Genomic DNA, 17,680 nt, shown 5'->3' with positions numbered 1-17,680 from the left:
CGCCGGGCGGCCCGCCCGTTGATCTGTGGAGTGGGAGGGAAGGGCGACGTGACCGCACCCGCGGGTGGCCGCCGGGCCCGGCGCCGCCGGTACCGGACGGGCGACACCGTCCATGACGACCGGGGCGAGGCCCTGGAACTGCGCGAGGAGATCGGAGGCGGCGGCCAGGGCACGGTCTGGTCGCTGGCCGGGGGGCAGGTGGCCGCGAAGATCCTCAAGCCGGAGGCCGGGATCGGCGCCGGCGAGCTGCGCACCAGGCTGGCGGCCGTCCGGCGCTTCGAGCTGACCGGGATCCCCATCGCGCGGCCCCTGACGCTGCTGGTCGGCGACGAGGTCGGCTACACCATGGAGCTGCTGGCCGGGATGACCGCGATCGGCTCGCTGGCCGCCGTCCCGTACGAGGGGACGGCCGCATGGTTCCAGGGCACCGGCGGGCTGCGCAGGCGCCTGCGGCTGCTGGCCCTGGCGGCCGAGGCGCTCGACCGGTTGCACGCGCGGGGGCTGGCGTACGGCGACGTGTCGCCCGGCAACATCCTCGTGTCGACGCGCAGCGAGCACGACCAGGTGTGGCTCATCGACCCCGACAACGTGTCCGTGCGGGCCCGGCCGTCCGACGCGGCGCACGTCACCCCCGGCTACGCCGCGCCCGAGCTGATCACCGGGAGGGCCGGGCAGGACAGCCTGACCGACGCCTTCGCGTTCGCGGTGCTGGCCTTCCACGTCCTGGCCCTGGTGCATCCCTTCCAGGGGGACGCGGTCGACCGCGACCCCGGGCTGGAGCCGGCCGCCTTCCGGGGCGAATGGCCGTGGATCGATCATCCGGAGGACCACCGCAACAGCAGCTCCCAGGGTCTCGGGCGGGACCTGGTGCTGACCGGGGGGCTGCGGAGGCTGGCGGCCCTCACCTTCGAGGACGGGCTGCGGCGTCCCGAGCGGCGGCCGTCCCTGCGCGAGTGGCACGACAAGCTCGACCAGGCGGCGCTGCTGATGGTCGCCTGCCCCGCGTGCGGCGGCACCTACCACGCGCAGCTGTCCCAGTGCCCGTGGTGCCGGGGGTGCGCGCGCCCGTCGGTCCTGCGCTGCGACGTCCACGGCTTCCTGCCCGCCGGGGCGGTGCCCGGGACGCCGGACGAGACCGAGACCGACCGGCTCAGGTCGATGATCCTTCCCATGCGGCAGGCTCAGGTGGTGCGGGCCCGCACCGGGCTGCTGTGCCTCGACCGGGGCCCGTCGGAGATCCCGGTCGATCCCGGCGAGCCCCTGGTGGAGCTCGCCTGGTCCGGCGCACCCCGGCTCACGGTCCAGCGGGTGGGACGGCACGACGCGTGGATGGTCGACCGGTCGGCGCGGCGCCGCGTCCGGCTGGGTGCCGGTGAGACGTGGCCGCTCGACCTCGACGACGCGGGCCGCTGGACGCTGCATTTCGGGGTCCGCGACGAGGCCCACCGCTTCATGAGGTTCCTCACGCCGAAGAGGGGCGTGTGATGGCCGCGCGGCGGGCGCACGACAGGCCGGTGCCGCTGGCCGACGCGCTGCCGGGCGCGCCGACGTTCGCGTGGGTGGAGCTGCCCGGCGCCGTCCCCGCCGACGGGATCGTCGGCAGGGAGGTCGTGCTGGCGCGGTTCGGCCCGACGCTGACGGCATCCCACACCGGCCCGGACGGCTCCGTCCACGAGCATCCCGTGCGGGGCCGCACCGGCGGGGACGACGACGCGCTGCGCACCGTGGTCACCGAGAACGACCACGTCATCGCGTTCGCCGACGACCTCGACGAGGGGGAGCCGCGCCGCCGCTGGCTGCGGCTGCGCGTCCACGAGCTCGCCGGGCGCTTCGACTGGGGGGAGCTGCGCGTCGGGGCGGACGAGGCGGCGCTCGGCTCCGCCCGCAGCATCGCCGGGGACAGGCAGGTGCGCGGCTGGAAGGACGCGCTGGGCTGGCTGGAGCGGCAACTGCTGTTCCCCGAGCCGCCGGGCGGGCCGAGCCCGCCGACCGCGACGCCCGGCGACGCGGCCCGCCGCGGCGGGCCGAGGCCCCGGCGGCTGGTCGCGCTCGTCGCGCCGGGACAGGACATGGCCGAGCCGGTCCCGTGCCGGCTCGTCGGCGGCGACATCGTCGCCACGCTGCGGAAGCAGAACGGCGAGTGGCGGCTGCGGCAGGTGCACCGGGAGACCCGCTCGGCCCGCGAGCACGAGCGCACCGCGCTGATCGACGTCCGGATCGAGCTCTTCGACGCGACGGTCAAGGCCGGGCTCAAGCGGCAGATGCGCGAGGAGCTGTCCCGGCTCGGCAGCGGCGAGGGCGAGCAGACGTTCATGGCGGTCTGGCGCCGCTACCACGAGCTGGAGAACCGGTACGCGCTGCGCCGGATGCGCGACCTCGGCTTCCTGGAGTACACGCGGTGGTCCTATCTGGACGACACCGAGGACGTCGTCCGGTTCGAGATCGCCGGCGGCCGGGACGGGCTGCTGAGGCGGCTGCGGGAGGAGGTCGGCGCCGGTCACGAGACGGAGCTGGAGTGCACCGTCCAGCTCCCCGAGATCCTGGGCGGCTCCGGGCGGGTCGAGCGGGACGCCGGGCTCCTGGAACTCGAACTGGCCAAGGGCAACGAGACCGGCGAGGTCGTGCACGCCGACGTCGAGTCGCGGACCGTGGACATGCGGCTGGTGCGGCGCGGCGGGGACGCCGACGGCCCGGTCATGCCGCCCGCCCAGGGGTTCCTGCACGCCGCCGTCCGCGGTGACCGCCGCCGCCTCGATCGCCGGAACCGGGCGCTGGAACGGCTGCTCCAGGGACGGATCCCGCTGCCGCAGCTCCTGCCCCTGCTCCAGGGCGTCCCCGCCAGGGGCAAGGAGCGGCGCCCCGTCCCGGCGATGTCTCCGGCCGCGGAGAAGTGCTTCGCCCAGGGCCGTCCGAACAAGGAGCAGGAACTCGCGCTCCGCACCGCGCTGAACACCCCCGACATCGCGGTCGTCCAGGGGCCGCCCGGCACCGGCAAGACCCAGCTCATCGCGGCCCTCCAGGTGCGGCTGGCGGAGGAGGGACGCGGGCACGCCGTCGTCAGCCGCAGCATGCTGCTCACCAGCTACCAGCACGCCGCCGTCGACAACCTGGTCGAGCGCTCGACGGTCTGGGACCTGCCGTCCATGAAGATCGACTCGCGGAACCGGGGATCCACCGCGCACATCGACAACTGGCGGACGGCCACCGTGCGCGCCCTCCGGGAGGAGATGGGCGGCACCCCGGACGGCCGCCGTACGCTCGCGATGCGCGACGTGGCGCGGCGGGCCGCCGAGTACGGGACGGCCCCCGTCCCCGCCGAGGAGCTGGTGCGGTGGCTCGACGGGATCGCCGGGCAGGTCCGCGGGCTGGTGCCGGACGAGCTGCTCGGCCGGCTGGAACAGATCGCCACCGGGCTGCGCGCCGCGACCCGGGCCTCCGGGCTCCAGGCCGACCACCGGCGGGAGAGCACGCTGCGCGCGGTGCGCGGCATCCGCTGCGAGCCGATCTCCTTCGGCGACGACGGGCCGCTGATGGCGGCGGCCGCGCTGGACCACCTGGACCGGCTGCCCGCCGCCGACGAGGCGCACCGGGAGCTGCTCGACCGCGCCGCCGACTGGGACGGCGACGGGACGCCGCCGTTCCTGGACGAGCTGACGGCGGTCCGCGACGAGCTGCTGGACCGGCTCACCGACCGGGCGGACCGGCTGTTCCGCCCGGCCGCGCGGGCGGACGTGGCCGACCTGCTCAACGAGATCGTGGACGAGCTGGACGCGCGGCGCCGGGAGACCGCCGAGGGCGTCCACGTGGCCCTCCTGGAGTACCTCGAAGCGCTCGACGGGGACCCGGAGGCCGTGCTCGCCACGCTCCGCCTCTACACGACGTCGCTGGCCGCGACCTGCCAGCAGGCCGACTCGCGGGCGGTCCAGGACGTCAAGGACGGCGAGCGGCTGTTCGACACGGTGATCGTCGACGAGGCCGCCCGCGCCAACCCGCTGGACCTGCTGATCCCGCTGACGCTCGCGGCCCGGCGGGTGATCCTGGTGGGCGACCAGAACCAGCTCCCGCACATGCTGGAGCCGGACGTGGAGCGGGAACTGCGGTCCGACGCGGTCAGCGAGCTGGCCACCCTGCGGGAGAGCCTGTTCGGGCGGATGTTCACCCTGCTGCACAACGGCGACGACACCCCGGGGCCGCGCCGCGCGGTGCGGCTGAGGGAGCAGTACCGGATGCATCCGGTACTCGGCACGTTCGTCGGCGACAACTTCTACCCGGGCGGCGGCCTGGACTCGCCCCGCCCCGCCGAGCAGTTCGCGCACAGGCTGGACGGGTACGGCGGCCGTCCGGCCGCCTGGCTGCCGGTGCCGCACGCCGCCGGGGGCGAGCACGGCGGGCAGAGCAAGTCGCGGACGGCCGAGGCCGTGGCCATCGCCCGGGAGCTGCGCCGCCACATCAGGGCCAGGCCCGACCTGACGTTCGGCGTGATCAGCTTCTACGGCGCGCAGGTCCGGCTGATCTGGGAGCAGCTCTTCAGGGAGGGGCTGGCCGAGCGGGAGGGTCCGTCCTACCGGCCCGTGGAGGAACTGCGACGGGACGGCGACGGCGTGGAGCGCGACCGGTTGCAGGTCGGCACCGTCGACGCGTTCCAGGGCAAGCAGTTCGACGTGGCGCTGCTGTCGGTCACCCGGTCGAGCCCGCCGCCGCCGTTCGACCCCGCCCTGAGGGACCCCGCCCATCCCGGTCACGCCCAGTACGAGGAGTGGACGCGGCGCGCCTACGGCCACCTCATGCTGGCCAACCGGATGTGCGTGGCGATGAGCCGGCAGGAACGGCTGCTCGTCGTGGTCGGCGACGCTGCGATGTTCACCTCGGCACTGGCCCCGGAGCGCGTCCGACCGCTGAGCGAGTTCCACCGGTTGTGCGCGCCGCCGTCCGCGTCCGGGGTGCTGCTTGAGCCGGGGCGGAGGGGTTGAGCGGTGGCCGAGGAGGACATGTTCCAGATCCGTCGCGGGGTCCTGCGGTTCCACCGGCCGCCGGACTCCGGTGAACTGCTGTTCCTGTGCTGGCCGGTGCTGGCCTACCGGGTGACCGCCCCCGTCCTGGCCGTGCGCCACCTCAACATCATCGAAAGGGTCGTCCTCGCCCTCTGCCGGGCGGGGGTGCGGCGGCCGGAGGACATCGCGGAGAAGATCCACCAGAGTGCCGAGCTGTGCGAGCACGTGCTGCGGCAGCTGCGCGAGGGCGGACGGGTCGACCGGTACGGGGTGCCGACCGCGCTCGGTCGGGAGACGCTGGACACCGGCCGCGTCGGCGCGGAGGCCGAGCTCATCGTCACCCACGTCCTCCAGGACCCGCTGACCGGGCGGCTCTGGCCCCGGGCCGCACGGGACCTCGTGTTCCAGCGCGTCCACGGGGTCCGGGACGGACAGGCGGAGCTGCGCCTCGACAGCGCCGGCTCGCCGCGTCCGATCACGGCCCGCATCGTCGGGGAGGGCGTGGACCTCGTCCGGCCGCGCCCGCCCGGCGCCCAGCAGGTCATCGACGCCGTCGCCGCGCAGCGGCAGGCCGAACTGGCCCGGCGGGCGGAGCGGTTCACCGACTTCCGGAACGGACGCAGCCCGGCCGCGCACACCGCCGAGCGCGATCTGCAGGCCCTGGCCACCGAACTGACGATGCCCCACGAGACCGCCGTGCACCGGGTGCTCGACACCGGACGCCCGATGGCCGAGTACCTGCTGGTCTGGCTGAGCGAGGGGGACGGGCAGGACGGCGGGCCGCGCGTCCGCGACCCGTTCGGGCTGGAGCCGAACTCGATGCTGCGGCGAACGCTGACCGAATGGATCCGCGAGGATCCCGGGCTGGCGGACGCGGTGTCGGGCGCGGCCGACACCGCCTCCGCCAGGGTCGGCGCGGAGTACCGGGCCGCCGGGGACGCGGTCAGGCGTGCCGCCGAGAGCCGGCTCGTCCAGCGGCTGGGCGGCGAGCTGCGGCGCCGTCCGGAGGCGCTGACCCTGCTGCTCGGGCTGGAGGAGGCGGCGGCGCGGGGCGGGGAGTCCGGCGTCGAGTCGGTGGCCCGCGAGGCGTACCGGCTGCACGAGCACCTGTTCCGGCGGCTGGTGGCCGAGTACCCGCCCCCCGAGCGGCCGAGCTGGGCGGCGGGAGCGCGGGCGGCCTCCGTCCCGACCGTGAGATCGGCGCTGGCGACGGCGGCGAAGGCCCTCGGCCTGGACAGACCGCGCGGCTCCTACCTGGACGGCATGAACGTGGGCAAGGCCCTCACCGAGTACCCCAAGCAGGTCAGGATGCACGGCCGGGCGATCGACGTCGAGCGGGCCTACGTCAGGGATCTGCTGCCCTACGCGCTGATCGCGGCGGCCGATCCGAAGAGCCCGCACCGGCGGGACCACCCGCTGCGCGAGCTGGCCCGCGACCGCCCCGGCGTCCTCGCCGACCTGGAGCAGCTCCGCGAGTTGCGCAACCGGGGCTCGCACGCCACGCGCGACGCCACCGTCGAGGACGACATCGACTGGTGCCGGCGGCTCGCGCTGGACGCCGCGCGGCTCATCGTCTCGATGCCCCCGACCCCCCTGGAAAGGAACTGACGACCCGATGGGTAGCCGTAGCAGCAAGCGAGGCGGCAATCAGCGCGCGGGCCAGGCCCCGGGCGGCAAGCAGGCGTCCAAGGCCGGCGACGGCGAGGACGCGCTGATCGAGGCCGCCGAACGGCTCCAGGCCACCGAACCCGCGCCCGAGCCGGCGGACGGCGCGGAGCCGGTCGAAGGGCCGGTCGAAGAGCCGGCCACCGGGGCGGAGGTCACCGGCCCCGCGACCGCCGACCGGTTGCGGCGCGCCATCGCCCAGGCCGAGGCGGCCCGCAAACGCGCGGAGGCGCGCCAGAGCGCGCTCGGCAAGAAGCAGGAGAAGCTCGACGCCGACAGCGCCAGGCTGGCCGAGGCGCGGGCCGAGCACCAGCGGCAGACCGCCGGGCTCCAGCGCCGCAAGGACGAGATCGACGCCGAGGAGAGGCGCCTGGCCGAGCGGCAGGAGGAGCTCGCGGGCCTGGAGGAGGAGGCCAGGCGAGGCTTCGCCGGCCACCGGCAGGAACGGCTCGCCGCGCTGCGCCGCGAGCTGGAGGAGCGGCGGACGGCGTTCGACGAGGAGCAGCGGGAGCTGGAGGACCGGCACGCCGCCCGGTACGCCGAGCGCGAGGCCGCGCTGATCGCGCGCGGCGCCGAGCTGGACGAGCGCGCGGCGGACCTGGACCGCAAGGAGCTGGAGCAGCGGCGCCTCGAACGGCGCCTGGGCGTCCGGGCGGAGCATCTGGACCAGGAGGCCGACGACCGCGTCCGGGAGCGGCTCGCCCGGCTGGAGACCGACCTGGAGCTGGAGCGGCAGAACTCCCTCGGTCATCGGCGGCAGCTCGACGCCATGCGGGGCCTCGCCGAGCAGCGGGCCGCCGAGCTGGCGCGGTACGAGACGGCCGCGGCCGAGCTCGGCGGGCGCCGGGCGCCGGAGCTGGCCGAGGAGCTGCGGCGGCTGCACGAGGAGAACCGTGAGCTGCGGATGGCCGCGGCGGCGAACCCCGTCCAGGACCGGGCGCGGGTCGAGGAGCTGAAGGCCGCCCACCACGACCTGATGGTCGAGCGGGAGGAGCTGCTGCGCCAGAACGCCGAGCTGCGCCGGCACGTCACCGCGTCGATGATCTCCGCCACCGAGCGCGAGAACGCCCGCATGATCAACCAGGCGCTGCAGCGGCAGAACGACACGCTGACCTCGGAGATCGACCAGCAGTCGGCGCGGCTCAAGCAGATGCAGGCCATGGTGAAGGACAGCCCGCCGTTTCCCGCCTGCACCGCCATGGACGACGAGGAGCGCTACGGGTTCCGGCCCGAGCTCGACGACGAGCCCGTCCGGCTGCGCGACTTCGTCGAGCGCGTGCGCGGGCGGATGGCGCTGGACCTGCGGCTGTACTACTCCGGCGCCGACCTGCGGTGCTTCGTGGCCGGGCTGGCCTCCAGCCGCCTGCACCTGCTGCAAGGTATCAGCGGCATCGGCAAGACCCGGCTGCCCGAGGCGTTCGCCCAGGTCATCGGCGCCGGGCGGGAGACGGTCGCGGTCGCCGCCGAATGGCGCAGCCCGCAGGACCTGCTGGGCTACTACAACGCCTTCGAGCGCAAGTTCTACGAGTCGGAGTTCACCCAGAGCCTCTACAAGGCGCAGCTCCCGCTCTTCCGCGAGAAGCCGTTCATCGTGGTGCTGGACGAGATGAACCTGTCGCACCCCGAGCAGTACTTCAGCGATCTGCTGTCGGCGATGGAGCGCAAGGAGGGCGATCCCGGCGCACCGGCGCTGCTTCCGCTCATGACGGCGCCGGTCTCCCCGGCGCCCCGGCTGCTGCGCGAGGGCCGCGCGCTGGAGCTGCCCGGCAACGTCTGGTTCATCGGAACGGCCAACAACGACGAGACCACGGTCAGGTTCGCCGACAAGACCTACGACAGGGCGCACGTGCTGGAACTGCCACCGAGGCCCCGGGTCTTCGATCCTGGGGAGACCCGTCCGCTCGCGCCGGTCTCCCGCAAGGCGCTGACGGACGCCTTCGATGCCGCCGAGGCCCGGCACGGCGGCGAGACGGACAAGGTGCTGAGCTTCCTCGACGGCAGCCTGGGCGAGCGGCTGCGGGACGGATTCGGGGTCTCCTGGGGCAACCGGCTGGAACGGCAGGCCAAACGCTTCGTGCCCGTGACGGTCGCCGCCGGGGGCCGGACCGGTGAGGCCGCCGACCACCTGCTCGCCACGAAGGTGCTGCGCAAGCTGATCGGCCGGGTCGAGATCGCTCCCGGCGACCTTCAGCGGCTCCACAAGGACATCGAGGCTCTGTGGGGCCCCGCCTTCCCCGGCACCACCGCCGCCAAGTCCCTGCGGGTGCTGGACGGCGAGATCCGGTCGCTGGGGCTCGGATGAGGGGCCGCCCGGAGCTGTGGGACCGGGTCGCCGCCGCGCCGAGGCCCGTCCCTCCGGGGATCGTCCCGCTGGGCCGGTATCAGATCCCCGCCGGAGCGCGGGGCCTCACCGTCGGCTCGGAGCCTCTGGCGCCCGGCGCCTACCTGGCCGCCGGCGCCGGGCAGTGGACGCTGCGGCACGGCGCCGAACGCTGGCCGGGCGGCTTCGGCGCCGCGCCCGCCCCGGCCGCGCTCGTCATGGAGAGCGTCGCGGTCATCGCCGGCAAGGTCCGCGAGCTGCACCGCGCGAGCGCGCCGCTGAGCGACTGGACGGACGTTCCGCCCATGGTCAACGGGGTGGCGGAACGGCTGCGCCCGCACCGGCTGGAAGAGCACCTGCGCTTCCGGCTCGGCCATCTGCGGGCCGTGTGCCGCGACCCGCACGCGCGGCTGCGCACCGAGGACGTCCTGGTGCCGGTCAGCAAGGCCCGGCGGATCACCTGGCGCACCGTCGTCCATCTGGCCGCGCACAGCGAGACCTGGGCGGCCCGCAGGCTGCACGGCGTCGAGCCGGCCCGGCTGCTGGTGCCCGTCCAGGTCGCCGACCACGACCTCTACGAGAACCGGGTGGTGGCGACCCTCGTCGATCGGCTCTGGATGCACGTGCTGGCCAGGATCGCCGAGATCGAGGGGATCGACCATATGGTCAGGCAGGGCCCCGAGCTGCTCGGGCAGGCCGAGTCCCGTCCGGACTTCCGGGCGAAGCAGCGCCTGTACGCGTTCATCGCCGAGCTGATCGAGCAGGACGACCTGTCCGGACGCATCGAGGAGCGGCGCAGGGAACTCGTCGCGCTGCGGGGAGCGCTGGCCCCGCTGCTGTCGTCCGAACTGCGCGCGGGCGTCCGCGGCCCGTACACCGGGCCGCCGCGGCTCCGCCCGACCAACCTCTTCGACAACCAGGTCGGCTACCGGCACTGCCGCCGCCTGTGGGACGTCGAGGTGGCATCGCGGCCGGGCGCGGACGGCGCCGCCGAACCCGCCGGGGCGATGGACGCGTGGTGCCGCGACTTCGCGCACTACGCGCTGGTGCTGGTGCTGCGCGCGGCGGAGCAGCTCGGCCTGGCACCGTCCACCACGGAAGGGCCGGAGATCGGGAGACCCGGCCCCGCGTACTCCTACAGGGGACACGCCGTCCGACTCGACTGGAACCGCGACGACACCTTCTCTCTCCTGCTCGGCGACGAACCCGTCCTGCGCATAGTGCCCGTGGCCCACGCGCTGACCTGGCACACGGATCCCGGCGAGCTCGACCAGCAGCTCGACGGTCTCCGGAACGCCGCCGACGGGCCGACCGCGGTGCTGTACCCGGGAGAGAGGAAGGAGCGGGACGCGCTGCCGCCGGCCCGGCGCCTCGCGGTGCACGGCTCGTCCGGAGACCCGGGGGGACTGCCCGCGATGGTGCCGGTCAGCCCCGCCGACCTCGGCAGCATGGGACGCGTCGCCCGGACGCTGCGCGGCGCGCTCGACGGGCGGATCATGCTCGCCTACCCGGCGCCGGTGCCGAGCCGGGTCGCCGGGGCCGACTCTCTGGCGCGGCGCTTCGGCTGGCTCGCCTGGAGGGACGGTCGGCTGCTCGTGACCCGGCCGCCCCCGGCGCACGAGCTCAGCGGGCTGAAGTCGGCGCTGGCCGGCCTTCGTACGCGCGCCGACGCGGCCCGGCGGCAGGGCGACAACCGGGACGCTCTGGACCGCCTGCACACGGACCTGCTCGACGCCGCGGATCGGGTGGCGAAGCTGGCCATCTGCCCCTACTGCCTCCGCCGCCCCCCGAACGCGGCGGCCGTGTTCGCCCCGCGCGACCATGACACGTACCGCTGCCAGTGCCCGAACTGCCACACCGGCTGGGAGCTGCGGCGGTGCCTCCGCGCTACGTGCGAACGGCGCTATCCGGTCCTGACCGTCCGCGCGCTGAGCGAGCAGCCGGGAGGGCACGGCGACCTGCTGGACGAGAAGTTCTCCCAGGAGCTGCTCTCCGTTCCGTGCTGGCAGGACGCCCGGAGCTACATCTGCCCCTACTGCGGGCACTGCCCGGATGGCTCCAGATCCGCGTGCGACCGCTGCCACCTGGAACGCGGCGACTAGATCACGATGGGACAGACCTCCAACGGAGCTTCGACACCTGACTCGTGACAGCCTTCCCACCGACCCGCATCGAAGCGATGACCGCACAGCTCACCGACACCGAGAACAGGGCCGCCAAAGGCTGTCCCGTAATGGTCGAGAGGCGCGGCCAGGCGTGCTGCGGGTGAGCTGGCGTCCTCCGGGCCGGTCAGCCGGCTATCACCAGGTTGTGCATGAGGGCGATTCCGTGGGTGGCGTGGTGGACGCCGTCGCGTTTGCGGCGGCAGTTGCGCAGGATGTTCCACCACTTCATGCGCGCGAAGACGTGCTCGACGCAGGCGCGCACCCGTTTGTGGACGGTGTTGAGTTCGTGCTGCCAGGCGCGCAGTTCGCTGCCGTCGCGGGGACGCCGGTAGGGCATGATGACCTGCCGGTTTCCCTGGTAGCCGCCTCGGCCATCACGTGCGTGCCCCGGCACGCGGTATCGGCACCTGAATCGCGGAAGGCGGTGCAGTCGTTGTGATTGCCCGGCGCCGGACGTCCGACCGCGACCGCAAGCGGCCCATCTCTCCTTGGGCTAAGCCTTTGACATAAGGCAGTTACTCTGGAATCCGCCCTGCGCGACGCGCCTTGGTAATGACAACATCCACGGGGTCAGGTGTTGCGATCACTTCTGGAACCCAAGATGTCCTGCCCCGGGCCACTTGCGAAACGTCATAGCCAACCGCTTCCCGGGTCGGTGTGGGCCCGGTAGCCCGGTACCCGGGCCGCGAGGCCAGTTGGTTCCAGACTTGCGCCGCGCCAGAGTCATTGGCTTTTTTTGATCCCTGCGGAGTCTGTTTGACTTTGGGCTAGGTTCTGGGCGCTGCGCCGGTGATGCCCCGACCAGGTCACAACCGGGTCTCCGCTATGTCGAATGACCAGCCACCTACGGGCTTCAGTCCGAGGAACTGCATTACATCGTAATTGTTTCTGCTGTAGCAGAATGACACAATGATATCGGTGTTGCCCTGAAAGAGGAGCTCACCCAGAGCCTTTTCGTCGCGTAGCGTCCGGAGATCTACTATCCGCGTGGAGGGATGGTAGCGGGCCGGAAGTTCCCTCCAGAAGTCCGCCGTTTCGCGCGCGAACTCCTCGTTGGTCAGCCAGGGGCCCCAGTCCGAGCCGTTCGTCCCGTGCAGACCGTACAGGACGTCGACGTTCTGCGCGCCGCTGTCGTACGCACGTTCGGCGGTTCGTGCTGCGTCGGAGATACTGACGTTCGCTCGGCTGGTCCACACCCTGCTGCCGGCCCTGTCGTACTCGGTAGCCTGAAACGCGTATGCGTCGAACTGCTCGTACCGACTCAGGCCCGTCTTCGTCAGGTCGTTCTCGACGCGGGTGATATCCCAGCCCGCGTCGCCGGCGAGTTGAAGGGCCGGACGGGACCAGGCGCCGCCTCTGGCCGCGGCTCTGGCGGCTCCCCGTGCGATGGCGCCGAGTCCGGTGACGAGTTCGGGGAGTGCGGTGCCGATGGAGATCCATCCCAGGATGGAGGATGCCCGGGGCGAGGTCTCCTCCAGTGCGCCGCTCGCGATGAGGGTGCTGCTGGAGATGACTCCGAGGGTGCCCATGGTCAGCGTGGTGGCCGAGGCGGCGCTGATGGCTGCGGTGACGGTGCCGGCCGCGGCGATGGCCCATGCGGCGGTGCCGGCGGTCGCTATCAGCGCGGCGGCGCCGAGACCGATGCCAAGCCAGGCCCAGAAGCTGAGGTGGCCTGTGGGGTCGGTGTGGTTGACGGGATCGCCGGTGCAGTAGAGATAGGGGTTGATGCCGCCTCGGTCGAAGGGGCTCAGGCTGTCGGGGGTGGTGAACCGCATCAGGGAGGGGCTGTAGGCGCGGTAGCCGTTGCCGAGGTGCAGCCAGCCGAATACCGGGTCGGGCCGCTGGCCGTCGTAGCCGAGGATGCTGTCGGCCGAGCCGCGCGGGCTGTAGCCGTAGGGGGTGTAACCGTATTCCTCGTACTGTCGGTCGGCGGCCGCGATCAGCACGCTGTTCTTGGCGTCGCTGCCCGGCAGCAGGGTCGAGGCAGGACCGTTGTCGCGGTGCTGGGCCAGACGTGCCGGCCCGTTCCGCAGCAGGCGGGTGTTATGGGTCTCTGGCGCCGGGCCGCGTACGCTGGCCGCGCTCTCGGTGACTGATGCGAGCGCCCGACCTTGGTAGCACAGGACGCTGGTCTGGTCACCGCTTTGCTGGATGAGGAGTCTGTCCAGGGGGTCGAATCCATACTGGCTTGTTATGCCTGGTGAGCTGGCTGTTTGCAGGCGGCCGAGGGTGTCGTAGTCGAGGGTGCGGCCTGCGGCGGTGAGCGCGTTTCCGTTCTTGTCGTCACATGCGATGGTGGTGAGTCGGCCGGCGGCGTCGTAGGACAGCGTGGTCCGGGCCGGGTAGGTGTGGTGGGTGTGGGTGATGGCCGTGAGCTGGCAGGGGTCGGCGCCGTTGGTGAACAGGTAGCGCGCGGTGTCGTTCTCGGTGGTGGCGAACTCGGTCTTGCATTCGGTGATGTTGCCGTGGTCGTCGTGGGTGAATGCCTGCGTGGTGATGGTGTTGCCGTGTTCGTCCTGGGGAGGTTGCGTGCCGCCGCAGGTGTATCGGGCGAGCTGGCCGCGTTTGGTGTAGGTGAAGGTCTCGTGGCGTAGCTGTGTCGTGCCGCGCTTGAGGACGCGGCTTTCCAGGCGGCCGTCAGGCTGCCAGGTCTGGGCGAGGGTCCAGGCGGTGCCCTGGTTGTCCTTGATCGTGCGCTGTGTCTCGCGGCCGTGCTGGTCCAGGCCCAGGGTGGTGGTCAGGGCGTAACCCGTTGACCGGTCCGTGGCCGTCCACCCGCTGACGCGGCCGGCGGGATCGTAGGTCAAGGATGCCCGCATGGCCGGGTCGGTGATCTGGGAGATGCGGCCGTGGATGTCCCTGGTGATCTGCTGTGCGGCGCCGTCGGCGCCGGTGAAGCTCTGGTCGAGGCCGCCCACCGTATAGGTGGCGCTGGTGGTGTGGCCGGGTCGGCCGGTGGGCATGGTGGTGTCGGTGTGGAGCAGGCCCGAGGGGTGGTAGCCGCGGTCGGTCGTGACGCGGGTCTCGCCATCCTGTTTCTCGCTGGCGGCCTTCAGGGACCCCGAGACGGGGTGACGGGTGAAGTCCTTGGTGAGCGGGCCTGCCGTGACCTGACTGAGGGCACCGGCGAGTTGGCGGACACGCTGGTAGTCACGGACCTGGCCGTCGGGTGCGGTGACCGATGCCGGGTAGGGATCGCTGTCGGAGGCGTAGCCGTAGGACCATGTCCGCCCCCCTGACCGGGACGAGGTGAGCCTGCCCAGGCCGTCGAACTCCTGGGTGCCGTAGCGCACCTCGCCGACCCTCAGTTCCGTGATCAGCGTCCCCGGGGAGGACGGCTCGTAGGCGCGGTTGATCTCGGTGCCGTCCGACAGCGTGATCCGGGCGGGCCGGCCGCGCGGGTCGTAGTCGTAGTACGTGATGTTCCCGGCCTCGTCGGTCTGGCGGCGGATCCTGCCCCAGCCGTCGCGGTCCAGTGTCCGTTCACTCGCGGCCTTTCCTTCCAGGTCGTATCGGGTCACGCGGACCGGTTCGCGCCGGGCGTTGTAGTGCGTCACCTCCTTTCCGGTGACGGCGTCGCCACCGCCGTACAACTGGGTGGTCGCGGTCCGCGCGACCGGGTCGGTGCGGGTGAGCCGGGCGGAGCCGTCACCGCAGGTCGTGGTCTCGACCTGGCCCCAGCCGTCGTAGACGAAGTCCCGGATCAGCTCGATCTGCCTGGGGTCCTGTCCCTCGCGGCGCTCGTAGTCCAGCGTGCGGGTCCGGGACACGCGCCCCTGCGCGTCATAGGCCAGCGTCTGGACGTCATGCCAGGCGCCGTCGCCGTCGCGGTCCTTGCGTTCGCGGCGGATGGGCCGGGCCGCCCCGTCGAGAGTCTCGCGGACCTGGTTGCCCAGCGGGTCCGTGGACGTCGCGGTGAACGGCCCGGGGCCGTCGCTGATCACGTAGTCGACGGCGTGAACCGCCTGGTAGGCGGTACCCGGGTTCGCGACGCGGCCGGTAGGGCGTCCCAGCCGGTCATAGGTCATGGTCTCGACGTTGCCCTGCGGGTCCTCGGTGCGCTGAAGCCGCCCGGTGAACCGGGACCGTACTTGCGTGCGCGTCACCGTGCGTCCATCGTGGGACTTGAGCGTGTGGACCTGGACCAGGCCGTCCCCTTCGTCGGTGCTGACCGTGAAGGCGTGGGCGGCGGTGTAGGGCTTACCGTCCGGTCCGTACTCGGTCTCGGTCAGGCCGGTGACACGACCGAACTCCAATTTCTCCTCGGTGGTGCCGGTCCTGGTGCTGTGGGTGAGCTCCTGGCCGCTGAGGAGTTCGCCGTCGGCGCATCGCAGCTCCGCGGTCTTCAGTACGGCGCGGGGCACCCGCGGATCGGGGGTGTCGTAGTCCGCGTACCGGTAGGACGTCTTGTAAACGGGCTCATCACCGAAACTTGTACCGGGCGCAGTGCGGGTGACGGACTTGGGCAGGCGGCAGTAGCCGTTGGGTTCGGGCGGGCACGCGCCTTCTTCGCCGGCGGCCGGGTAGTAGGCCCAGGTGGTGACCGTCCCATCGGGACCGGTCCGGGCCGTGGGGTTGCCCCATTCATCAAAGGTGGTCTTGGTGACCTCCTCACGCGAGCCGCCGGGGCCGTCCCAGGTGACGCTCTGCCTGGCCGGGAGCTGGAACTGCGGCGGCTGCTCGGCGAAGGTCTTGCCCCTTGCCGCGTAGTACTCGGTCCGGACGGACCGGGAGCAGTCGCCTTCCCGGGTGGTTTCCTCGGTCTGCAGGTGGTAGCGGTCGAACGCGCGGGTGATTCTCGTGGTCTTGCCCGCGCATTCCCGCGCCTCGACGCTGTGATAAGCATAATTCCCCAAGACCCCGTACAGGTGGTCCTGATCGGCATCCCAGCTCATTCCGGACTCGTAACCGAGGAAGTTGGTGCCGGAATAGGTGTAGGACGCGGTGATCTGTGGCTGTTCGCCTCCCGGCGCCTTGACGAACCGCTTCACATACGGCAGCACCGGGAGGCCGGAGCCGTCCGGGAATCTGTGGCCCTCGGTGCCCGTGCTGTAGGTGACCTTCTCCGTCATGCCGCCCGGCATGGTCACGCCGGTGATCCAGGTCCCCCACGTCCCGTCCTCGCCGATCGGGCTGGAGGCGAAAGACCACTCCAGCGGGCTTGCCTGCGGCCCAGGCCCGGAGTGGTGCACCCTGGTGAGCAGCCCGTCCGTCAGGCGCAACTCCACCTCATACCCCTCGGCCTGGTCGGGCAGCACATGCAAGGTGACCCTGGACTTCCCGGTGTAGGCCGCTTTCAGCAGCGGAGTGCCGCAGTCATCCTTGATCGTTTGCAGGCGCGCCTGCTCGCCCTCGTGTCCCCATTCCAGGGTCAGGCGGTGACCGGCGGGTGTCAGCAGGACAGTCGGCACCTTGAGCCTGTAGGCGTTCTTCGGCCCGCTCAGGATCTCCACGTCGCCGGACTTGTGGACGATCCGATACCACTCCCCGGCCTCGTCCCTGCTGACGTGGACCGCATCGAGCTTGCTCTGCTGCAACACCACCTTCGTGCCGATGTCCAACGCCTTGTACTGCTCCCCGGTCGACAAGGCCAGCAGTCCCTCGCGCGTGTCATACGTGCTCAACCCGAGCGAGACCCCCCGTCCCAGGCCGACATCCGCCGTAACCAGCGGCGAGTAGAGCAGCGTCAGCGGCAGCGACGGGCCCAGGCCGCGGTTCCCCGTCACCACGCCCAGCCTGATCCGCACAGTGAACAACCCCGTACGCGGGTCCACGCCCCCCGACACCGCGCTGGTGAAATTTCCCGCCTGGGTGAAGAAGCTGTCCATCCCATCCTCCCGAACCAGCACCCTCGGTATGACCACGGATACGTAAGGTAAACACGGCACCGCTCCCCTGCCCGAAATGCCGGGACGGATGGGCGATGTCTTTGCGTGGACCGTAATCCATTTATAGCCTGACTCGTCCCCGTTCAGGGGTTGCAATTCTGGGCGTACGCCGAGGGTACGGCGTGAGATTCCCGGGTAGGGGGAAAGCAAGGAGGGTCGGCTCGCACCAGGAAGAGGCGGCCTTCGTGTCAGCATCGGAGCTAGCGATAATCGGAGGAGGCAGAGGAATGCCAGGAGATTCCGCAGAGATCAGGGTTGGCAGCTGGAAAATCATGGAGGATCCGTACGGCTCCCTCTTCTTCGAGGGCAAAAGCTCGTGGGCGAGAGTCGACAAGGAAGGGAGGATCATGTCCGGAAAGACTTCTGAGTCCGAGGGAGAGGCAAAGAAGTACATCCGGGACGGGGATCCGGTTAATATTAACAAATTCGGCTACGCGGACCGTCTGAACAGTACAACGAAGGGAGATTCAAGCCATCCGAATGGCTACAAGGGCTGGACATACTGGGCAGACCCAGCCGACGGGGAGAGCAATCTACAGATCAACTACGGGCCTTACATCAAGTGACCCGGTGCCTGTGCCGCCCTGGCCCGCGGCTGGCCAGGGCGGCACAGGCCGCTTCGATGGCATGCGGCCGCCACGGAAACCAGTC

Annotated in this window: 8 protein-coding genes; 6 read left to right on the top strand and 2 right to left on the bottom strand. The window is 71.8% G+C overall.

What is annotated here, in order from left to right; translation table 11 throughout:
* Nucleotides 1-48 precede the first annotated feature (48 nt).
* The 5 genes from GNZ18_RS03600 to GNZ18_RS03580 are packed head-to-tail and all read left to right on the top strand — an operon-like array spanning nt 49 to nt 11,078.
* Nucleotides 49-1,485, top strand: a complete 1,437-nt coding sequence (locus GNZ18_RS03600; RefSeq protein ID WP_156214580.1) for a protein kinase domain-containing protein — start codon at nt 49-51, stop codon at nt 1,483-1,485.
* Nucleotides 1,485-4,970 carry an AAA domain-containing protein gene (locus GNZ18_RS03595; protein ID WP_156214579.1) on the top strand — a complete coding sequence of 1,162 codons (3,486 nt, stop codon included), beginning with the start codon at nt 1,485-1,487 and terminating at the stop codon, nt 4,968-4,970. Before GNZ18_RS03600 ends, GNZ18_RS03595 begins: the two co-directional genes overlap by 1 nt.
* A 3-nt stretch (nt 4,971-4,973) precedes the next feature.
* The gene (locus tag GNZ18_RS03590) at nt 4,974-6,599 is read left to right on the top strand and encodes a hypothetical protein (protein ID WP_173390628.1); all 1,626 of its coding nucleotides are present in this window, start codon (nt 4,974-4,976) and stop codon (nt 6,597-6,599) included.
* Nucleotides 6,600-6,606: 7 nt separating this feature from the next.
* On the top strand, nt 6,607-8,958 hold the full coding sequence (locus GNZ18_RS03585) for an AAA family ATPase (protein ID WP_156214577.1): 2,352 nt from the start codon (nt 6,607-6,609) through the stop codon (nt 8,956-8,958).
* Entirely contained in the window at nt 8,955-11,078 is a 2,124-nt protein-coding gene (locus tag GNZ18_RS03580) for a hypothetical protein (RefSeq protein ID WP_156214576.1), read from the top strand. The genes GNZ18_RS03585 and GNZ18_RS03580 overlap by 4 nt, the downstream gene beginning before the upstream one ends.
* Nucleotides 11,079-11,265: 187 nt before the next feature.
* Here the strand turns inward: GNZ18_RS03580 and GNZ18_RS03575 are convergent, their stop codons facing one another.
* Nucleotides 11,266-11,535, bottom strand: coding sequence for a transposase family protein (locus GNZ18_RS03575; RefSeq protein ID WP_312874279.1), 270 nt, complete (start codon nt 11,533-11,535; stop codon nt 11,266-11,268).
* A gap of 412 nt (nt 11,536-11,947) precedes the next feature.
* Nucleotides 11,948-16,969, bottom strand: a complete 5,022-nt coding sequence (locus tag GNZ18_RS03570) for an RHS repeat-associated core domain-containing protein (RefSeq protein WP_173390627.1) — start codon at nt 16,967-16,969, stop codon at nt 11,948-11,950.
* A gap of 182 nt (nt 16,970-17,151) precedes the next feature.
* Between GNZ18_RS03570 and GNZ18_RS03565 the strand changes: the two genes are divergently transcribed.
* On the top strand, nt 17,152-17,595 hold the full coding sequence (locus GNZ18_RS03565) for a hypothetical protein (RefSeq protein WP_173390626.1): 444 nt from the start codon (nt 17,152-17,154) through the stop codon (nt 17,593-17,595).
* Nucleotides 17,596-17,680 lie beyond the last annotated feature (85 nt).

This window comes from Actinomadura litoris, from assembly GCF_009733595.1.
GTDB classification, from domain to species: domain Bacteria; phylum Actinomycetota; class Actinomycetes; order Streptosporangiales; family Streptosporangiaceae; genus Spirillospora; species Spirillospora litoris.
This window is presented reverse-complemented; position numbering and strand designations above follow the sequence as displayed.

Excerpts from the sequence above, each read along its gene's own strand:
- GNZ18_RS03585 (WP_156214577.1), top strand. The coding sequence starts at position 6,607 with ATGGGTAGCCGTAGCAGCAAGCGAGGCGGCAATCAGCGCGCGGGCCAG.
- GNZ18_RS03595 (WP_156214579.1), top strand. The coding sequence starts at position 1,485 with ATGGCCGCGCGGCGGGCGCACGACAGGCCGGTGCCGCTGGCCGACGCG.
- GNZ18_RS03570 (WP_173390627.1), bottom strand. The coding sequence starts at position 16,969 with ATGGACAGCTTCTTCACCCAGGCGGGAAATTTCACCAGCGCGGTGTCG.
- GNZ18_RS03580 (WP_156214576.1), top strand. The coding sequence starts at position 8,955 with ATGAGGGGCCGCCCGGAGCTGTGGGACCGGGTCGCCGCCGCGCCGAGG.